At 50.0% G+C, this 20,329-nt stretch carries 16 protein-coding genes and 2 pseudogenes; 4 read left to right on the top strand and 14 right to left on the bottom strand.

The features are described from left to right. Positions 1-9: 9 nt before the first annotated feature. From C8R14_RS06015 to C8R14_RS05990, 5 genes are all read right to left on the bottom strand, one after another. Entirely contained in the window at positions 10-2,073 is a 2,064-nt protein-coding gene (locus C8R14_RS06015) for a nitric oxide reductase activation protein NorD (RefSeq protein WP_011633636.1), read from the bottom strand. 5 nt (positions 2,074-2,078) lie between these two features. After that, positions 2,079-2,870, bottom strand: coding sequence for a CbbQ/NirQ/NorQ/GpvN family protein (locus C8R14_RS06005; RefSeq protein WP_011633637.1), 792 nt, complete (start codon positions 2,868-2,870; stop codon positions 2,079-2,081). A gap of 31 nt (positions 2,871-2,901) precedes the next feature. Beyond that, positions 2,902-4,248: a cbb3-type cytochrome c oxidase subunit I gene (locus C8R14_RS06000; protein ID WP_011633638.1), complete on the bottom strand. Its 1,347-nt coding sequence runs from the start codon at positions 4,246-4,248 to the stop codon at positions 2,902-2,904. 36 nt (positions 4,249-4,284) lie between these two features. Continuing rightward, the gene (locus C8R14_RS05995; protein ID WP_011633639.1) at positions 4,285-4,737 is read right to left on the bottom strand and encodes a c-type cytochrome; all 453 of its coding nucleotides are present in this window, start codon (positions 4,735-4,737) and stop codon (positions 4,285-4,287) included. A gap of 231 nt (positions 4,738-4,968) precedes the next feature. After that, positions 4,969-6,894, bottom strand: a complete 1,926-nt coding sequence (locus tag C8R14_RS05990) for a potassium transporter Kup (RefSeq protein WP_011633640.1) — start codon at positions 6,892-6,894, stop codon at positions 4,969-4,971. A 174-nt stretch (positions 6,895-7,068) separates the two neighbouring features. Between C8R14_RS05990 and C8R14_RS05985 the strand changes: the two are divergent. Then, positions 7,069-7,795, top strand: a pseudogene (locus tag C8R14_RS05985) (IS5 family transposase); the annotation flags it as partial. Positions 7,796-7,810: 15 nt separating this feature from the next. Here C8R14_RS05985 and C8R14_RS05980 read toward each other — a convergent pair. Continuing rightward, positions 7,811-8,271, bottom strand: a pseudogene (locus C8R14_RS05980) (YaiI/YqxD family protein). 43 nt (positions 8,272-8,314) lie between these two features. Then, positions 8,315-10,435, bottom strand: coding sequence for an EAL domain-containing protein (locus C8R14_RS05975; protein WP_011633642.1), 2,121 nt, complete (start codon positions 10,433-10,435; stop codon positions 8,315-8,317). A 675-nt stretch (positions 10,436-11,110) separates the two neighbouring features. Here C8R14_RS05975 and C8R14_RS05970 point away from each other — a divergent pair. Further along, positions 11,111-12,292: a BaiN/RdsA family NAD(P)/FAD-dependent oxidoreductase gene (locus tag C8R14_RS05970; protein ID WP_011633643.1), complete on the top strand. Its 1,182-nt coding sequence runs from the start codon at positions 11,111-11,113 to the stop codon at positions 12,290-12,292. A 141-nt stretch (positions 12,293-12,433) separates the two neighbouring features. On the opposite strand, the gene metW is transcribed toward C8R14_RS05970, so the two are convergent. The 5 genes from metW to C8R14_RS05945 all read right to left on the bottom strand — a co-directional run bounded on the left by metW (position 12,434) and on the right by C8R14_RS05945 (position 16,701). Next, positions 12,434-13,051: a methionine biosynthesis protein MetW gene (gene metW / locus C8R14_RS05965; RefSeq protein WP_011633644.1), complete on the bottom strand. Its 618-nt coding sequence runs from the start codon at positions 13,049-13,051 to the stop codon at positions 12,434-12,436. A gap of 30 nt (positions 13,052-13,081) precedes the next feature. Continuing rightward, positions 13,082-14,215: a homoserine O-succinyltransferase MetX gene (metX, locus tag C8R14_RS05960; protein WP_011633645.1), complete on the bottom strand. Its 1,134-nt coding sequence runs from the start codon at positions 14,213-14,215 to the stop codon at positions 13,082-13,084. A 98-nt stretch (positions 14,216-14,313) separates the two neighbouring features. Further along, positions 14,314-16,041, bottom strand: coding sequence for a phosphoenolpyruvate--protein phosphotransferase (gene ptsP / locus C8R14_RS05955; RefSeq protein ID WP_011633646.1), 1,728 nt, complete (start codon positions 16,039-16,041; stop codon positions 14,314-14,316). Continuing rightward, a complete protein-coding gene (locus C8R14_RS05950; protein ID WP_011633647.1) occupies positions 16,038-16,307 on the bottom strand; it encodes an HPr family phosphocarrier protein in 270 nt (89 codons plus the stop codon). The genes ptsP and C8R14_RS05950 overlap by 4 nt, the downstream gene beginning before the upstream one ends. Further along, the gene (locus C8R14_RS05945; RefSeq protein WP_110332578.1) at positions 16,297-16,701 is read right to left on the bottom strand and encodes a PTS sugar transporter subunit IIA; all 405 of its coding nucleotides are present in this window, start codon (positions 16,699-16,701) and stop codon (positions 16,297-16,299) included. Before C8R14_RS05945 ends, C8R14_RS05950 begins: the two co-directional genes overlap by 11 nt. Before the next feature lie 348 nt (positions 16,702-17,049). Here C8R14_RS05945 and C8R14_RS05940 point away from each other — a divergent pair, with 348 nt between their 5' ends. Further along, positions 17,050-18,087, top strand: coding sequence for a phosphatase PAP2 family protein (locus tag C8R14_RS05940; RefSeq protein WP_011633649.1), 1,038 nt, complete (start codon positions 17,050-17,052; stop codon positions 18,085-18,087). Positions 18,088-18,479: 392 nt separating this feature from the next. Here C8R14_RS05940 and C8R14_RS13500 read toward each other — a convergent pair whose 3' ends face one another. Then, on the bottom strand, positions 18,480-18,629 hold the full coding sequence (locus C8R14_RS13500) for a hypothetical protein (RefSeq protein WP_160803451.1): 150 nt from the start codon (positions 18,627-18,629) through the stop codon (positions 18,480-18,482). 42 nt (positions 18,630-18,671) lie between these two features. On the opposite strand from C8R14_RS13500, the gene C8R14_RS05930 reads away from it, so the two are divergent. After that, complete coding sequence (locus C8R14_RS05930; protein WP_082211240.1) at positions 18,672-19,694, top strand: SGNH/GDSL hydrolase family protein; 1,023 nt, start codon at positions 18,672-18,674, stop codon at positions 19,692-19,694. Positions 19,695-19,759: 65 nt separating this feature from the next. Here C8R14_RS05930 and ampD read toward each other — a convergent pair whose 3' ends face one another. Beyond that, a complete protein-coding gene (ampD, locus tag C8R14_RS05925) occupies positions 19,760-20,305 on the bottom strand; it encodes a 1,6-anhydro-N-acetylmuramyl-L-alanine amidase AmpD (protein WP_011633652.1) in 546 nt (181 codons plus the stop codon). Positions 20,306-20,329: the final 24 nt, after the last annotated feature.

The following is a 20,329-nucleotide window of genomic DNA, read 5'->3' as shown; positions in this document are numbered from 1 at the left end:
TGAAGAACGTCAGCCAGTCAGTTGCCGATAGAGTGCCGGAATAATTTTGATGAGTCGTTCCGGCCGATTGATGATGGCGTAGCCACCACGGCCGAACAGATAAGGAAAATAAGCTTGTGCTTCATGGTCGATGGTGATGCCAAACAATTGCAATCCTTGCCGCCGGGCTTCGATAACCGCTTGGCGAGTATCTTCAACGCCGTAGCGACCTTCATAATGATCCAGATCGTTGGGTTTGCCATCAGTCAGCAACAGAATCAGGCGGTGACGTTCTGGTCGTTGCGCCAGTAACTGGCTGACATGGCGCAATGCTGTGCCCATCCGGGTGTAGTATCCTGGCCGTAATGCTGCAATACATCGCAATGTCCGGCTGCTGAAAGGTTCGTTAAAATCTTTCACAGTCGTCATTTGCACAAAATGGCGCTGGCGTGAGGTAAAGGTGTGAATTGAAAAACAATCCTGACAAGCGGCAATGCCAGTGGCCAGTGCAACCAGTGCTTCTTTCTCGATATCCAGCACCCGCCGCCCGCCAATCCAGCTGTCTGTGGAGAGAGAAACATCTACCAGCACCGCGACCGCCAGATCTCGTGCTTGTTCGCGTGCAGCAAGATAGAGCCGATCTGTACCCATGCCATGAGCGGCCTGATCCGCTTGGGCGCGTACGAGTGCATCCAAATCCAGTTCTGCGCCATCCGGCTGGCCGCGTAAAATTTCCCTACGAGGGCGTAATGCCTCGAACTGACGGCAAATCCGGCGAAACTGCCGCCGGGCACCGTCACTGGGTTCCCATTGCTCTCCGGTTTCACTGGCGATTCGGCACAGCACCTGACAATGGGCAGCGTGATATTGTTTGCGGCGATAATCCCATTCAGGGTAAGTTAGTTTCGCAAGCAGGCTGGCTGGATCGGTATCTTCTGGTGCCAGATCAAGATCAAATTTCAATACTGTGGAGGCGCGCCGTCGATGGGTAGTAACGGCCAGCTCTTCCATTGAATCAGCTACTTCTCGAGCGCCTGCTTCATTATCATCTTCTACTGGTCGGTTGACATTCACCATTTCCGACCAGGTGATCAATTTTTCAAAACGGTTTAGTAATAGGGGATCATTACGTTCGCTCTGGTCAAATTTTCTCCGCCGGGCTTTTCTACTGCATCGATCTTCCTGATTGACAGAATGATCAACCCGATCTTCATCAGCGGACAATATTCGGGTAGTACCCGACGGTGAATCTATTTCTATCGTGCCCCATAATGGCACTGGCAGAAACGGGTGGTAACCTTTATCTGCACGCAGATCACTGAAATCCGGTTCGGGTTGTTGGATGCGTGCGAGTAAATTGATTGCTGCCGGATCAGTACACGGTTGTCCAAGCAGGGCAAGTACAATGGATTCTACAATGTGCTCTTGTGTCGGTAGTGAACGGGGTGGACGTGTTTGAAGTAAATGAGAGCACAGTGTCTGATATGTTTTTCTTAAGCCCAGATAGCGTTGACAAATAGCAAGACTGGTTTGCCAGGCACAATGAAGAAAATAAAGATCAGTCTGGAATGGATCATCCTTTGAAAAAGCGGATTGATGACAATGCTGGCTTATTTCGTCGAAATGTCCGGATTGCTTACTGCTACTTGCTGCCGCCTGCTGCATTTCATTCTCGGTAGCGTGCGCAGTCGCAATGACATTGGTTGATCTAATCAGCGTTTTCTTGCCTGTCATAGCAAAAAAAGCGGCTAACCAGAAGTAGAGTTGCCGATTGAGCGATGCTTCTGGGAACAAGCAAATCTCGGCGGGCAGTAATAATCGTTCCGGGCCAAGTACCGCCAACGGCAGTTTTTCTTGGTGATGACCCAGGCGCTGTTTCCAACTTGGACGATTTCGTACCGTTTGTAGCGTTGTGGCCGTCAGTAACAGACCGTGATCACCGCCCATACCATGAAAAAATGTGCGCAACGCTGCATGAATGGATTCCAGCGAAACGGCGGCCGAAGGATAGTGTGGGTAACTACTTTCAGACTGGCCAACTAGTCGGTGCCAGAGACGGCCGATTTGTTCTTCCAGCTCCAGCCATTGCCACATGGTGCTTAACCGAAAGTAGCGTGGATCAGTTCAAATAAACCTTGTTGCACTTCCGGCTCATCGCTTAATGGTTCGATCAATGCGGCTTGTGCTGCCTGCAGGGGATCAAGCCCAGCCGCCATCAGTGTGGCGCAGTACACCAGCAACCGGGTGGAAACACTTTCTTCCAGATCAACTTCTTTCAGCAGTCGCAGTTGGGTAGCTAGATTGACCAGCGCAGTGCAATGTTCTCTTGCGAGGCCGCTTTCATTGGCGATAATTTCCAGCTCAATTTCCGGTGGAGGGAAATCAAAGGATAGGGCGATAAAACGTTGGCGGGTACTGGGTTTGAGTGATTTAAGAATGTTCTGATAGCCGGGATTATAGGAGATGACTAACATAAAGTTGTCCGGTGCCTGCAGAATTTCATTGGTGCGCTCCAACGGTAACATACGTCGGTCATCCGTCAGGGGGTGCAGTACGACCGTCACATCCTTGCGTGCTTCCACAACTTCATCCAGATAACAAATACCGCCTTCGCGGATGGCGTGGGTTAGCGGTCCGTCCATCCATACTGTTTCCCCACCTTTGATCAGGAAGCGACCAGTCAAATCGGATGCAGTAAGGTCATCATGACAAGAGATCGTGAAAAGCGGCCGCCCCAGTCGGGCGGCCATGTGAGTAACAAACCGTGTTTTTCCGCAACCAGTCGGCCCTTTCAATAACAGCGGTAAACGTTGCCGGTAGGCGACTCCAAACAGTTCGCACTCATTGCCGACTGGAACATAAAATGGCAGGTCTGTCGTTGTGGATGTCACGAATATATTCCAGGAGTAGCGAGCAACTGTTTCATTTGTGGGTTGGTTGCAAGTTCGGCGAAGATGACACCTGATTTTTGGTAGGTCCTAATGCGGCGTAGATGTACAGGATTGCACCGGCAACAAAGACGATACCGGACAACAACCGCATCCAGTAGAATAAATCCAGTTGCTGCTGAATTTCCATGAACCCCATACCGACCACGCGTTGTAAATGGGTTTGCAGCACCCCGGCAAAGGTCAGCGTAAAAGTCATGAACGCCATGGAAGCAGTCATCACCCAGAAACCCCACATATTCAAAACCTGGTTATATGGTTGCACGCTGCGCAATTGTGGCAGGGCGTAAGTGAAGAAAGCCAGATTGAGCATGACGTAGGCACCATAAAATGCCATGTGTCCGTGAGCAGCGGTGATTTGCGTACCATGACTGTAAAAATTTATGAATGAGAAACTGTGCATTAGCCCCCATACCCCGGCACCGAAAAAAGCCATCACCGGACAGCCTAAGGTCCAGAGCATGGCGGCCTTATTGGGATGATTGCGTCCGCTGCGGTACACCATGTGGAAACACCACAGCACCATAGCGAAGAAGGGCAGCACTTCCAGAATCGAGAACAGACTGCCGATCCATTGCCAATAGCCTGGCGTGCCAATCCAGTAATAGTGGTGACCGGTGCCTAGCAATCCGCTGAACAACGCTAGACCAACAATCACATACAGCCATTTTTCGATGACTTCACGGTCCACGCCAGTCATCTTGATTAACAAAAAAGCAAGCATCGATGCCATGATTAACTCCCATATGCCTTCCACCCAGAGATGCACGACATACCACCAGTACATTTTGTCCAGTGCGAGGTTATCCGGATTATAGAAGGCAAATAGAAATAACAGTGCCGCCCCCCACATGCCAAGTAGCAGAACTGTGGAGACAACGGTTTTTCGTCCCTTGAGGACTGTCATAGAGACGTTGTACAGAAATAACAGGAACGCAACGACTAACAACACTTTGACCCATAAAGGCTGTTCCAGAAACTCCCGGCCTTCATGTATCCCCATCAGGTAACTCACCACGGCAGCCAGTGCAGCGAAGACGAAGATAAACAATTGCAACCAGGCAATTTTCGGGCTATGGATATCTCGCTCGCTTTCTTCAGGAATCAGAAAATAAGCTGCCCCGAAGTAACCTAGCAGCAGCCAGATCAGCAGGGCATTGGTGTGAATCATCCGAATAATGTGGAATGGCAAACTTTCTGCCAGTAAATTAGGCAAGGTATAGACGGAACCGGCAAGGACACCGGCCAATACCTGTACAAGGAACAGCGCTAATGCGGCGATGAAATAGGGGTAAGCAAGCTTCTGGGTCGAATATTTCATGGATATTTTCCTTCGTATGATAGTTGTTCAGGTGAGTTAGCCTGCGGTATTTGGAGGCCATCCTTGTGTATCAATACGACTGACCCACTCAAGAAAATCGATTAAGTTATCCAGCTCCTGTTCGCTTAAATTGAATTGTGGCATCTGGCGACGTCCCGGTACACCGGTTGGCTGGGCTCTCATCCAGGCCTTTAATCCCATTCTTGCACCCTCCGGATGCTCACGTCCGCCATAGCGGACCCAAACATTACCCAGTTCTGGAGCAAAATAAGCCCCTTCACCCAGTAGCGAATGGCAATTGATGCAGGCATTGTGCTCCCATACCTGTTTTCCTTGCGCAACAGAGGGCGTGAGTGTTGCCTGATCAGTCGAACTGTTGACAATATATAGATGGGTATGGATTGAAAGTGCAATGAAAAGTAGCAGGAAGAAAGCTGTCCCGCCGTAAAAAATATTACGGGCAGCCGATTTAGTAAACCTTTCACTCATCGCTATTCTCCTTGTTCAAATATTTTGGGTAATTATAGCTGTGACCGGGTTGCTGGTATTTTAGGGCTGCAGAGTATAGCCAACTTGTCGGCATTTGTCTGATGACTCAGAACCTGCATGGAGGCTCTTGTACATCGCCGTATTTGCTTGCCTGGATCCATTCCCGCAACTACCTCAACTACCTGCTGCTTTATCGTCTGGAGCGGATGCATTGCGCTAAATAATACCGTGTTACAGCTCGACCTGTATGCCGAGCTCGATCACGTGCTCTGGCGGCAGATGGTAGAACGCCGTTGGCCAGGCGCTGTTGCGTGACATAAATGCAAACAGGCGATCTCGCCAGAGCGCCATTCCGGGGCGTTCGTCGGTGGGGATCAACGAGGCACGGCTGAGATAATAGGTCGTGGTGTCGAGATCAATCTTCAATCCCAATGTTTCACATGCTCGCAGCGCCACCGGAACATTCGGACTTTGCATGAATCCATAGTGCACAATGATGCGGTGAAAACCGGAAGACAGCTCCATGACTTCAAGGCGCTCTGCTGCCGGCACACGCGGCACCTCTTCGGTAATTACAGTAACCAGGACCACTTGTTCGTGCAAGGCCTTATTGTGAATTAGCTGGTAGAGTAATGCCGGCGGTGTATCGTGCTGGTGGATAGTAAGGAAAACTGCCGTACCAGACACACGCACAGGAGGATCAGTCACGATACGTTGGAGAAAATCTTGGAACGACTCGGTTTCCTTATGTATTCTCTGTATGAGAAGCTGGCGCCCCTGCTGCCAGGTAATCATTAAGGTAAATATGAACACGGCTATGGCCAGCGGGAACCAGCCACCATCCGTGATCTTGAGTAGATTTGAACTGAAGAAGGCCAGGTCAATTATCAGGAACCCCACCGTCACTGCTACTGCGGTCAGGATGTTCCAGTGCCAGCGTTCGCGCATCACAAAAAATGCCAGAATGGTAGTGATCACCATAGTACCTGATACCGCGATACCAAAGGCACCCGCGAGGTTATCCGAGGAGCGGAAGTGCAGTACCAGCCATACGGCAGCAATCATCATGAACCAGTTTGCCGCAGGCACGTAGACCTGGCCGATTTCCTCCGAGGAGGTTTGCACCAATGTCAGCCGTGGGCTCTGCCCAAGCTGAATCGCCTGCCGGGTCAGCGAGAATACACCTGAAATGATCGCCTGAGAGGCAATGATAGTGGCGAGCGTTGCCAGGCCTACCAGGGAATATAGGAATGATGGCGGCGCTAGGTGAAAAAACGGTTGTGCCTCATGTGGGTCGAGCAATAGTAGCGCCCCCTGCCCGAAATAATTAAGTAACAAGGCTGGCAGTACCAGGGCAAACCACATTAGCCGGATCGGCGCTCGCCCAACATGTCCCATATCCGCATAGAGAGCCTCGGCGCCGGTTAGGGCGAGAAACACGCCACCGAGAACTCGGAAAGCGCTCCAGCCGTTATCAGTGAAGAAATTGATCCCATAATAGGGGTTGACCGCGACCAACACCTGCGGATGGTGAATGATCCCATTCAATCCGAGCAAGGCGATTACTACAAACCACACTAGCATGATCGGGCCGAAGACTCTGCCGATGCGCGCGGTACCTCGCTTCTGTACCATAAACAGCAGCACCAGAATAACGGTGGTTGCCGGGATTATGTAGGATGTCAGTTGTGGTGCTGCCACTTCCAGCCCTTCCATGGCACTCAGTACCGAAATCGCTGGTGTGATCATGCCGTCGCCATAGAGCAGCGCCGCACCAAACAATCCAAGGACAATCAGTACGTTGCGCTGGTGTTGTGGCGATCCGCGCCAGGGGCGCAACAGTGCCAGCAGAGCCAGAATACCGCCTTCGCCGTGGTTGTCAGCGCGCATGATAATTAGTAGATACTTGATCGAAACGAGGATAATCAGCGCCCAGAAAATCAACGACAGGATACCCAGGATACTTTCAGGCGTTCTTGAGTCGGGCGCTATATTGTGCAGTGCTTCGCGAAACGCATATAGAGGGCTGGTAGCGATATCACCGTAGACCACACCCAGGGCGGTTAGGCATAAAGCAGCAGTGAGGCGGGGGTTTGTGTCCTGCTCGTTACGTGATCCTTGCCTGTTACTGGCAGATGATTCCGAATCGAGTGCCATGTTTTATTTTCTTTTTTTCGATGTAGGGAGATTACTGCTTAAACTACCCATTATGCAAACCTACTGTAAACCGTAAACGGCAGTATATTTGACGAAGCATTGGATGACACGCACAAATGCGAGAGTGTAAGAATTTTTGTGTAAACGGTTATTTGGCAGGACACTGCCGTGTGACGCAGTACCAAGCCTACGACAGTGGATCTATATGAGGTGTTCTGCGCGGTGCTATACCTACTGCGCACCGGTTGCCAATGGAGATTCCTGCCCAGTGAGTTTCCCAAATGGTAGCGTGTGTATGCCTTATTGGCACAAATGGAGTGAGCCCGATCAGCACGGTGTGAGTGTGTTGGAGCAGGCATTAAAAAATCAGGTTGGCGCGGCCCGCGAGAAACGGGGGCGCAACGCTTGCCGCACGTTCTTGATCGTGGACGCGCAGAGTGTGAGAAACACGGACATGGCGGGCCAGAAGGGCTATGACGCAGGCAAGAAGGTATCGGGCATCAAGCGTCTATCGCTGTCGATACCCAGGGCTTGCCGCATGCCATTGCGGTGACGACAGCAGAAGTGACTGATCGCAAAGGTGCGTTGCAAGAACCTTGGAACACTGCAAGCCAAGCTTGGAGCAGGTCCAAAGTATGCTGTGCGACAGCGGCTATGTGGGCCAGCCCTTTGCACAAGGTGTGCACGAAATCCTGGGCGTGCATGTGCAATACAAGTACAGATTGCCAAGCGCAGTGAATTGCATACCTCTACCGTTATCCCCAAGCGTTGGGTGGTGGAGCGCAGTTTTGCCTGGCTGGAGAAGAATCGACGGCTGTGGAAAAACCGCAAGCGTAAACTCCATACCAGCTTGCAATTCATTCATCTGGCCTTCCTGGCACTACTACTCAAAAGATCGTAAACAGGTTCTAAACATCTAAGAGGCTGTTTGACTCAGCTTCATCATCAAACGATCCAATGCATTGGCAAATCCGCGCTGATCAGATTGACTAAACGCTGCAGGTCCGCCCGTTTCCACCCCCGCACTACGCAATTCTTCCATCATATCGCGTATCGATAATCGTTCACGTATGTTATCTACGCTGAAAAGCTCTCCTCGATGGCTGAGCACGAAGGCTTCTTTATCAATTAACTGTGCTGCCAGTGGAATATCGCCCGTAACCACCAAATCACCAACGCCCGCGTGTAGCACAATATAATCATCCGCCACATCAAAGCCACGGGGTACTTGAACCGCTCTAATCAAAAGCGAAGGTGGTGTATATACAACATCTGATTCGCCACCAACGTTAAAGGCCGTTTCCAACGTTGTGCTGCCCGAAATAAAATATCTTTGATCACGACTGGACATGCATCCGCATCGACCCAAATATGCATCTTATCTCCTAAAACCCATGCTCTAGCGCATGGATAATTGTAGTTATTTCCGGCTCAAAATCGCATTGAATGCTGGTTGATCCAGTTTTAAATGCAGGTCGTTACATGTATGCTGATGCAGCAATTTGCTAAATTCGTCTGCTGTCACAGGCTTGCCCAGCAGGAATCCCTGTACTTCATCGCACATCATGCTTTTTAATTTCGTGAGCTGCGAATCGGTCTCGACGCCCTCAGCCACCACATCCATTCCGAGTGTATGGGCAAGTTTGATGATTGCGGAAACGATGGCGCTGCCTTCAGGTCCGCACTCATCCATACCGCTGGTGAAAAAACGATCTATCTTCAGTTGCTTGGCACGGAAGCGTTGCAAGTAGGCAAGGCTCGAATAACCTGTCCCAAAATCGTCGATGGCGATCTCGAAGTTGTTTTCCTGAAACTTATGGATCATATCAGTCGTTTTGGGTGCATCCTGCATCGCCACGGTTTCTGTGATTTCAAACATAATCTGTTCACATGGGATTTGTTCAGACTGGACGATATCCAGCATCATTGTGATCAGATCCGGTTGCTCCAGTTGTCGGGGAGACAGATTGATGGCCACCTTGATTGCTGGCAAGCCATCTTCCTTCCAGCGGCGTAGTTGTTGGCAAGTTTCGCGCACCACCCAGTAACCTATTGGGATGATTTGCCCGGAACGTTCAGCGATCGGGATGAACTCCATCGGTGACAAAAGTCCGAATTCTGGATGGCGCAGACGGAGTAGCGCCTCGGCACCGACTAGCTCACTATTGCTGCCACGGAATTTTGGCTGAAAATACAGAGAAAAGTAGCCAACTTTGAGTGCTTCGTGCAAGACACGCTGAATCTGCAGCGCGCGAGTGGCCGCTTCATTCATGCTCGTCTCAAAAAATCGATAGGTGCTGCGCCCACCCCGTTTTGCTTCGTACATCGCGGCATCCGCGTTCTTCAGCAGTTTTTCAACGGTATCGCCGTCTTGTGGAAATAATGTAATTCCGATACTTGGCATCACCTGTAGAGGCTGGTTATTGGCCCATAGACCTTGGCGCATGCGGCTGAGTATGCTATCTGCCATTTCTGAGGCATCGTCCGTAGTCGCGATATTTTCAAGCAGTGCCACAAATTCATCACCTCCCAGCCGGGCGACCGTGTCGCTGCCGCGCACGCAATGCAGCAACCTCAGCGCGAACGCCTTCAGGACTTCATCCCCAGTTGAATGCCCAAGAGAATCATTGATGATCTTGAATCCATCGAGATCCATAAACAGGATGGCAAACATATTCCCATCGCGCCTGGAAATTTCAATCGCACGTTCCATCCGCTCTATAAGCGTCCAGCGGTTTGGCAAATCCGTCAAGGCATCAAATGTTGCCATGCGGACGATCTGGTCGTTGAGGCGGGATACTGAGCCAGTAAGAAAGTTTGCCCTCGCATCGTAGCGAGATAGTGTGAGTGTAATGATCAGGATCAGGAATGTGAGCAAAATGATGGTAGTGGCGAGCCATTGCGAATCGATATCGTTGGCTGTGCTGCTAGTTGATCCGGGTGGAAAATAGGCGGCAGCCATGCCGGTGTAGTGCATCCCGGTAATCGCGATACCCATCAGGAATGACGCACCGATGCGCTTGGCGACCAGGTGGACCTGGTCCGCGTCGCTGAGAATGTAAGCAATCCACAGTGCAGCGTTAGCCGCAGCAATGGCAATGACAATCGAGGTGACGAACAGCAGCGGATCGTAGTGAATCGCAGGTTGCATCTCCATAGCAGCCATGCCGGTGTAATGCATGCCGGAGATACCAAAGCCCATCAGAGTGCCGCCGATGAGGAGACGGGAAATCGTCAATTTAGTTTGCGTGACCACATACAGCACAGAATAGGAAAGCAGCATGGCAATCACCAGTGAATAGCCGGTAGTCACAAAATCGTAGCCAAGTGGAGTAGGCAGCGAAAAGGAGAGCATTCCAACGAAATGCATCGACCAGATACCAATTCCCATCGCTGCAGCACCGCCGGCAAGCCACGTATAGCGCAGCCTGGGACGCGTCAATACGGAAATATGGCCCGATAGATCAAGAGCGGTATAAGAGGCAAGCATGGCCACCACAAGTGACAAGCCAACCAGCCAGGAATTGTATGTGGCTTGCATGACAGTTCCGGTACAGGATTAGTAACATAGAGGATAACGGCAACGAGAGCACTTCTTTTAAGCACTGCCACGGTACTTATAATCTATTTTCTGAGATCGTATCCCTGATACAGCAGCTACATTTCCTGATTGGAGTACTTGAGAGTTTTAGTTGGACAGACCAAATTTACCCCTGGAGTTCGTGAATGATCTGTTCGCCTGGTACATTGTTTACAAACCAGGCCGTAGCCTTTGCCAATAAATATGTCACGCTCCATCTCCACACGCTTGAGCTTCGTTGGAATTCAAGGGAGTACCACTCGATACTGAAGCCGTGGTAGTTGCCTGATTAGGCTGATATTGAAACGGCGCTAGGCTTGGATCAAAGTGTAGTGGCAGCCAAATTTCTTGGATAGCCCTACGAACAGGTAGACACAAGTGGGCCTGGGCATTGATTTTTATCGTGATGAAGTAACTGGCATGCTTCATTTTCATTCCAAGTAAACGTTTGGCAGTACCAATCATTGTTCAATCACAATATAACTAACGTATAGAGGCGGAATAACCACATCGTATCAGGTGTTCTGTCGTTGTCCTGCTTGGATTTCTTTGACTATTCTTTCGATTGAATTTTTGTAGAATACCCGGTTTGTTTGGTTCTCTTTTTTACGGTTGATCCCCACCGATTTAACTATCATGGCTCATTCTTTTGATGTGATTATCATCGGTGCTGGTGCAGCCGGATTGATGTGTGCGATTGAGGCTGGCAAGCGAGGGCGCAAGGTGTGGTTGATCGATCATAGCGCCAAGATCGCCGAGAAGATTCGTATTTCTGGTGGTGGGCGCTGCAATTTTACCAATCTGCATACCCAGCCCCAAAGCTACCTTTCTCAGAATCCGCATTTCTGCAAATCGGCACTTAGGCGCTATACGCCGCAGGATTTCATTGCACTGGTGTGCAGGCACGGTATCGCTTTTCATGAAAAGAAGCTGGGGCAGTTGTTTTGCAATGATTCCGCCAAACAGATTATCGCTATGTTGTTGGCGGAAGCGCATGAGGCAGGTGTGAAGCTGGAAACCTCGGTGCAGGTGCGTGCCATTGAAGCAGTTGCGGGCGGTTATTGGCTTAAAACCAATCAGGGCAAGCAAACTTGTGCTTCGCTGGTGATCGCGACTGGTGGCCTTTCGATTCCCAAGATTGGAGCGACGCATTTTGGCTATGAGGTTGCCAAACAATTCGGGTTGCGCGTGATTCAGCCGCGCGCGGCGCTGGTGCCGTTGATTTTCGATGGAGCATTGTTGGCACGTTGTCAGGCATTGAGCGGGCTTTCGGTCGAGGCGGATGTGCGTTTCGGGAAACAGATTTTTGCTGAAGGATTGCTTTTCACTCACCGAGGGTTGAGCGGGCCTTCCATTTTGCAAATCTCATCGTATTGGGAGGAGGGAGAGCCGATTGTGATCAATCTTGCACCAAGTACGGATGTGTTGGCATTTTTAAAAGTGCAAAAACAACATCAGCCCCGACTGCATATCAACAATGTATTAGCGGAAATCTTGCCTAGGCGACTTGCCCAAAGTATTTGTGATGAACGGAATGATAGCGGGCCATTGGCCAACTTGTCCGATGTCCGGCTTGCGGCGCTGGCTAGTGCTGTTAATGATTGGCATATCAAACCGGTTAGTACTGAAGGTTATCGGACGGCTGAAGTGACTCGGGGCGGGGTAGATACACGTGAGTTGTCTTCGCAGACAATGGAGGCAAGCAAACAATCTGGCCTGTTCTTTATCGGCGAAGTGGTGGATGTTACCGGTCACCTGGGTGGTTTTAACTTCCAGTGGGCCTGGTCCTCGGGTTACGTAGCCGGGCAGTATGTATAGACTTGTTTTGGTACCGGCATGGCAGCCAGTGCTGCCTGGTGAGTGCATGATGATCTGGGCATAGACTTTTATCGTGCTGAAGTAGCTGGCAAATCGCACCGCTCATCTTGCCTGTTCCATCACATCAATTTGAGTTGCCAGTTACGCTGCGTGGCCAAAGCGATAAAACGCAAGAATACCGAAGAGATTGGGAAAGAATGCGACCTTTTTATCATGATTCATTACTCGCCTTTCCAGGATGTTCACTTTGTGTTTCTGGCATAGTTGCTCGAAATCGTGCAAGGTACAAAGGTGAATATTCGGGGTGTCATACCATTGATAAGGCAGATTGGATGAAACTGGCATGTGTCCGGCAGCAACCTGCAAGCGGTTTTTCCAGTAACCGAAGTTGGGAAAAGAGACGATACCTTCCTTGCCAACGCGCAATATCTCCTGAATGATATTTTCTGTGTTTTTCATCGCCTGTAATGTCTGCGACAGGATGACATAATCAAACGATGCATTCTCAAACCCGGACAGGCCGGATTCAAGGTCGCTGTGTATGACATTGATTCCTTTTTGCATGCACGCCAGAATATTGTGAGCGCTGATTTCCACGCCGTAGCCGCGTACATCGAGCTTGTTACCGAGGTAGTGCAGTAACGTCCCGTCACCGCAACCCAAGTCAAGCACGCTGGATCCTGGTTTGATCCAGGCTGCGATAGTGGCGAAATCCGGCCGCAATGTCAGGACTGATCTGCTGATTTCAGTTGTTGTCATGTCCAAATAAGAAACCGTTAACCGGTTCTGCTAGATAGAGATGTTATCCATGTAGGCGCGCACCAGCTGGTGGTAGTAGTCATCCTGCATGAGAAAAGAGTCGTGCCCGTATGTGGAAGGTATTTCCGCATAGCTGACATTCAGTTTATTGTCGAGCAGTGCTTTGACGATCTCGCGTGAGCGTTCCGGAGAAAAACGCCAGTCAGAGGTGAATGAGAGTACCAGGAAATCTGCTTGTGCACGCGCAAACGCTGCACTCAGGTTGCCATCATAATCCTGTGCCGGATCAAAATAATCCAGCGCTTTTGTCATCAACAGATAAGTGTTGGCATCGAACAGATCGGCAAATTTATCTCCCTGATAATGCAGGTAGGATTCAATCTGAAACTCCACGTCATAATTGAATGCAAGCGAGCCATTACGCAGTTCGCGGCCAAATTTGCTGGCCATGGAATCATCCGACAGATAGGTGATATGACCGAGCATACGGGCCAGGCGAAGCCCTCTGCGCGGGTGGGTGCCATGGGAATAATAGTCTCCGCCATGAAAATCCGGATCGGTCAGAATCGCTTGTCGTGCCACATCGTTGAAAGCAATATTCTGTGCCGTTAATCTGGCAGAAGCGGCGATCACCGCGACATGGCGCACTCTTTCCGGAGCATCAAGCGCCAGTTGCATGGCCGACATGCCCCCAAGACTGCCCCCAATGATGGCAGCAAAACAATCAATACCGAACTGGTCAGCAAAACGCACATAGGTTTTTGCCCAGTCACTTGTTGTGACCAGCGGAAAATCCGGGCCGTAGCGTTTTCCGGTTCTGTTATTAATGCTGATGGGGCCGGTAGAACCATGGCAGCCACCCAGATTATTAATGCCGATGACAAAGAATTTCCGGGTATCAATCGGTTTTCCTGGACCGATCATGTTGTTCCACCATCCGGTATTCTTGGGATTATCTGCGTAAACACCAGCCACATGGTGGTTGCCGGATAATGCGTGACAGACCAGAATTGCATTGGATCGCTCCGGGTTCAACTCTCCGTAGGTTTCATAGACCAGTTCATAGCTGTCCAGTACAGCCCTGCTTTTCAGGCTGAGTGGGGTGTCAAAATGTACGCGTCGCGCCGAGACGATACCGATAGAATCAGAATCTTGCATGAACATCTGAAAATAATAAAACTGACTGTAGATGTGAAAAATGAATGCTCATTGTATCTAATTGTATTACTGAAAATTCAGTATTCCTTAGGGAGGTGGATGTATCAGCTATTAAGTTTCTGCAGCAGATCATGAATTTTCTCCGGCTCGTCCGCCTTGAGTATCTTTTGTATCAGACGCGAAATATCGGGCAAAGAACTATCCAGTACCTCCCGTTTCACAGTCAGTAGCTGTGTGGGATACATGGAAAACTGCCGTAGCCCCATCCCGAGTAACAGACGGGTATATTTTGCATCGCCTGCCATTTCTCCGCAGATAGAAACCGGTATGCCGGCTTTTGTCGCACTCTGGATGATCCGAGCCAATAATCGCAAAATGGCCGGATGCAGCGGATCAAACAGATGCGCAACGGTTTCGTCGGTCCGGTCAATTGCCAGTGTGTACTGAATGAGATCATTGGTGCCGATGGATAAAAAATCCAGTTTGCGCATGAATAGCTCAAGGCTCAGCGCAGTTGCCGGGATTTCCACCATGCAGCCGATTTTAATAGTTTCATTGAAAGGCTTGTTTTCATCTCGTAAACTTTGCTTGGCAAATTCGATCATTTGCAGTGTCTGATCAACTTCCCGGCTGCTGGAAAGCATCGGAATCAGGATCTGGGTATGGCCCAGGCTTGAAGCGCGCAAAATGGCGCGCAGTTGCGCCAGAAACATGCCTGGTTCGGCCAGGCTCATCCGGATCGCACGCAGGCCAAGCGCCGGATTGGGAGCCATGCGATAGGCGCTTCTGAGATTCTTGTCCGCACCCAGATCAAACGTACGAATGATGACAGGTGATCCATTCATGCCTTTGATCACCGTGGAATAGGCTTCAAACTGTTCTTCTTCATCCGGCAGATCATCCCGGTTCAAAAACAGAAATTCACTGCGAAACAGACCGATTCCGGTTGCGCCATGTTCTTTTGCCCGCTCGACTTCTTGCGGCAGTTCGATATTGGCAAGCAAATCCACCGGAGTACCATCCCGTGTCACTGCTGCTACAAAGCGGAGACGCCAGAGTTTGCGTTTCTCCAGCTCAAGCTGGTTTTGCTTCAGACGATATTCGGCGAGGATATATTTATCCGGGTTGATAATGACGATGCCCTGATTGCCATCCACAATCAGATTGTCATTCTCGCGGATAAGCTGCTGGGCGTGCTGCATAGCCACGATCGATGGAATATTGAGACTGCGTGCAACAATAGCGGTATGCGAGGTTGGCCCGCCCATGTCTGTCAGAAAGGCAGAAAATTGATACTGCTTGTATTGCATGACATCAGCCGGACTCAAATCATGTGCTACCAGAATACCGGAGCCATCTTGTTTCACCGGCGGGGGCGTATACCCCGGATGTCCGAGCAACACCTTCAGAACCCGTTCAGCTATCTGGGCAACATCGGTTTTGCGTTCACGTAAATAGGCATCTTCTATTTCCTCGAAGCGTGCAACCAGGACTTCCATTTGTTGTGTAATTGCCCATTCGGCGTTGCATTGCGCTTGCTTTACAATGTCCAGTGCAGCCTGGGAAAACATCGGATCATCCAGAATCATCTGGTGCAGTTCCAGAAATGCATTGAATTCAGCCGGTCCAGCTCCTTGTACAGTAGAACTCTTTAGTGTTTCCAGCTCCAGCCGCACGGTGGAAAATGCGTTGTGTAACCGTGCCAATTCAGCATCAATTTGATCCTTTGGCAGCTGGTAATGAAGGATGTTCAGCGCTGCTGACGAGGCCAGATGAGCACGTCCGATCGCAATTCCGTCGGACACACCGACACCATGGAGGATGAAACTCATTCACCTTCCCCGAAGTAATCATTGATCAACGCTTTTAATGCTTCCATGGCCTGAATTGCATCGGGTCCGATCGTTTCCAGCTCGACCACTGTACCCTTGCTGGCGGCAAGCGTCATGACACCCATGATGCTTTTGGCATTTACCCGGCGACCGCTGCGTGTCAACCAGACTTCACTCTCGAACCTCTCTGCCAGTTGTGTCAGTTTGGCTGATGCACGCGCATGCAAACCCAGTTTATTGAGGATAGTTAACGTCTCAGTTGGCATTGCCGGTTTCCTGCGATATATGAAGGATACTTTCCCGTCCGCCTGTCAGAACTTTGTTAATCAGCTGTGGCAGGGGAATATGCCGGTGTTGTACCGCACGCAACAACATGGGCAGATTTAGCCCGGCCAGGCATTCAACGCGCCCATCCTGAATCAGCCTACAAGCGATATTAGCTGGCGTGGCGCTCAAAATATCCGTCAGAATCAGAACACCGTCACCCTGATCCAGCTGCTTGAGTACTGCCTGCAACTTTATCGCCTCAGTATCCGGATCTGCAGCCGGGGACACAATATGATTAAGCAACAGCGGGGGACGCTCGCCCAGAATATGGATGACGCAGTCAATCAGACTGGCCCCAAACTGCTCATGACTGATGATCAGGATTCCGATCATTTTGTGATTTACCTACCTGTTTACTAGAAATGAATTTCTGGATTTTATCATCAAGGTATTTCTAAACAATTCAATTACTCGTGTAATTTGTATTCGTATTAAAAATGCATACGGCGGTATCTTTTTCAATGGCGGCGGATTTAATTTAGATGACGGTACAGTGCACTGTCAGATCTGGTAAGTAAATATTAAGCAGGTTGTAAGCTATTTCACGGCAGGTTTCCACAAAATGAATCATGATCACACAATAATTGTAACAATTACGTATGTAGAGGCGTGTGGTTGCAGAGAGAAATAGAAATCAGAGTATATGCTGGAAAAATTTAATCCTACTGTCAATTTTCGGTGATGGAGCAATTCTTTGTAACTGTTCTGCTTTCAATTGAGCATTTTCATATGCTTGGCGGGGTAGCTTTTTTGGCAGCGTTGCTGGCCATATTGGCCGCCTGGATCATGCTGTGGCTTGTCCAATATTACCTGCTTCGCTATGGCAACAGGTTATGGCGGGCAACGGTATCGTTGGGCCATGTACTCAAGAGCAAGTTTATTTGCAATCCATACGTGCACCGGTGGATGCGCCGACATCCCGGCAGCATCCGGTTTCTGGCGGAGCGTGCTGATTACACCCATTTTTTCGGCCTTCCACTGACACTTCTTTTCTTGTCGCTTGCCGTTACGTTGGTTTTGCTTGTAGAAGTTGCTGAAGATGTCGCTACTTCCGATTCGATCGTTGTGGTTGACCATATTGCTGCCCGGTTGATTTCCACATTTCGTGCGCCAGAACTTATTCCTGTTGCCATCTGGATTACGAATTGGTGTGCACCGCCGATAATCGGCATATTGCTGGTGGTGGCATGTTTGTTGCTATGGCTGGTGAACCGCAGATTTGCTGCCATAGGCTTGATAACTTCGTTACTGGGAGCCTCCCTGTTCAGTGTGCTGAACAAATTGATTTTTCAGCGGCTCCGGCCGGATGGCGCTGTGCTGTTTGAACCATCCTATTCCTTCCCAAGCAGCCATGCCACCCTGTCAGTCGCTTTCTATGGATTTCTGGGGTATTTGCTGATCAGATCTGTGCAGAAGTGGGATACACGGATCAAATTATGCTTTGCCATGATGGGATTTATTTTTCTGATCGGACTCAGCCGCATTGTGCTCGGCGTACACTACCTGAGCGATGTCTGGGCGGGCTATTTGGTGGGGTTACTGTGGCTGATCTTGGGCATCAGCGTGAATGAATGGCTTGCTGCAACCGGGCGAATTGACTGGAATTTACCACTTGACCGGCGTCGGAGAATACTAGCGTGCTCCCTCATGCTTGTCGCAGTAATTGGTGTTGCCGGTTATTTATTTGCCCAGGCACTGGTTTTTCGCAGTCTGCAATAGAAGCATCGTCTAGTTTGACTAAGAAGGTTTAATGCCCAAAATCAGCGGTATGAGCTGCAGGCCGGTATTTGCATGGATAAATTATTATGCGTTACTACTACAATGGATTGTAGCGAATGAATCTTTGCGGCAACTTAGGTCAGCAGCTATTGCCGAACCGGTAACACTGAGTGTGAGAATTATCAAAATGAACTCTTTGATATTTATAGCTATCACTTTTCTTCAGTTGGTTTGATCGATTTTGAGCACATAACGTGGGAATTAAGGCAGGACGCGAAGCGGCGTCGGTTTGAATGAATTGTTAGTCGGCATTTACATGGGAAATTCAGCTGAAGTGAGTTTCCAGGAAAATAACCCGTGGCACTCTCGTCATTTCTACCGCGCGGGGTGAATCAGTGCGAGCTTTTGTACCTAGCCCATTGCCGCGCTTTGCCGCCGAACATGCACGCCAGCAACTGAATACCAGTTTCTCGATAGCTACTGCTGCCGTATTCTGAAGCATTCCAGAGTTGTGCAAAGGTTTCCAGGGATTCAAAATGCATACAGTAGTATCTTTTTCAATCAATCTGCCATGAGGAGAAATTGTGAAAAAACTGATAATGGGTGTGCTTTTCCTGGCCTTCATGTTGTCCGGAGCTGTCTGGGCAACGCCGTTTACCAGCCTGTACGCGTTTGGCGATAGTCTCTCGGATGGCGGTAACAGCCCGACTGCGGTAACGAGTATTTACAAGCTGCTGGGAAATAATTGTGATCCCACCCATCCCTGTCCACCTTATGTGGGCGGGCATTACTCCAATGGACCGGTAGCGGTTGAATATCTGGCAAATTCAATCCTGCCTGGTGGCGCTAATTCAGGCAATTTTTTTAATTTCTCCGTCGCCGGAGCAACCAGCGGTATCGGTAACTATGGTGATAGAGGGTCTGCAACCTCATCCGGCATTTTCGGATTACCTGGCATTAGTCTGGAAATTGAAGGTTATCTGCTTGCTTCGGGAGGCGTGGCTGATCCGGATGCGTTGTATTTTGTCTGGGGTGGAGCAAATGATTTTCTGACATTAGATTCCCCCACTGCTGCAGCGCAGAATATCGCAGCCAATGTAGACAAACTCATGGCGGCTGGAGCCACTCATTTTTTTGTGCCCAACCTGCCTGATCTGGGCCTGACACCGCTGGCTGCAGAAGGAAATGTGCAAGGGCTGGCCACATTATTCTCCACCACGTTTAATACGGCGCTGTCTTCCGAGTTGGCAGCGCTGGGTACGCAGTTTCCTGTTGCTGAAATTCTCCAATTTGATACCTATTCCTTTTTCAATCGGATTGTTGGTGACCCGGCTGTGTATGGTTTTACCAATGCACAGGCAAGCTGCCTGGCTTTTCAGGCAGGAGGGGTGCAATGCAGCAACCCGGATCAATACATATACTGGGATGACCTGCACCCTACCACGCAAGCGCACGCTCTGTTTGGTTCTGTTTTTGCCCGGGCCATCCCTGTGCCGGGAACACTTTTTTTGCTGATGCTGGGCTGGCTGATACTTGTTTTTGCGCGCGGGAACTGGATTTGCAAGAACCTGGCCAGGCCAGTTAATTCCATGGAACTGGTTGGCTGATTGCCGGGCTCTGTTTGAATCTGGTGGTGATGCAGGGCGGGCAAGCATAGTGCATCACCTGCAAACTACCGGGTTATTTCGAGTGCTTCCCGGTAGCTTTGCCAGTCAAAGCAGGGGCCTGGGTCAGTTTTCCTTTGTGGCGCAATATCGACGTGCCCGACAATGTCATGAATAGGGTAGGTTGCCTGTAGTGCTTGGGTGAGTTTAACCAAACGGGCGTACTGAATTGGTGCAAATGGTTGATTATCACTGCCTTCCAGCTCAATACCAATGGAAAAATCGTTGCACCGGGTGCGGCCTTGCCAGCAGGAGGCGCCGGCATGCCAGGCACGCAGCGTGCAGGGGACAAACTGGATGATTTCCCCATCACGGCGAATAAAAAAATGGCTGGAGACTTTTAATCCTGTCAGCTCTTGATAATACGGGTGTGCTTGAGGGTTGATCTGGTTGGTAAACAGTTCAATGACGCCTTCACCGCCAAATTCTTCCGGGGGCAGGCTGATGGCGTGGATGACCAGCAGGCTGATATCATTCCCGTCCGGCCGTTCATCGCAATTGGGAGAAGGAATGTATCTGGCGTGAACGAGGTAACCGTCCGTATCGATTAGCATGGATATGATTGAATTGCCGGCATG

This window comes from Nitrosomonas eutropha, from assembly GCF_003201195.1.
GTDB lineage: Bacteria > Pseudomonadota > Gammaproteobacteria > Burkholderiales > Nitrosomonadaceae > Nitrosomonas > Nitrosomonas eutropha.
Note: the sequence above shows the minus strand (reverse complement) of the source record. Positions and strands in the feature narration are given on the sequence as shown.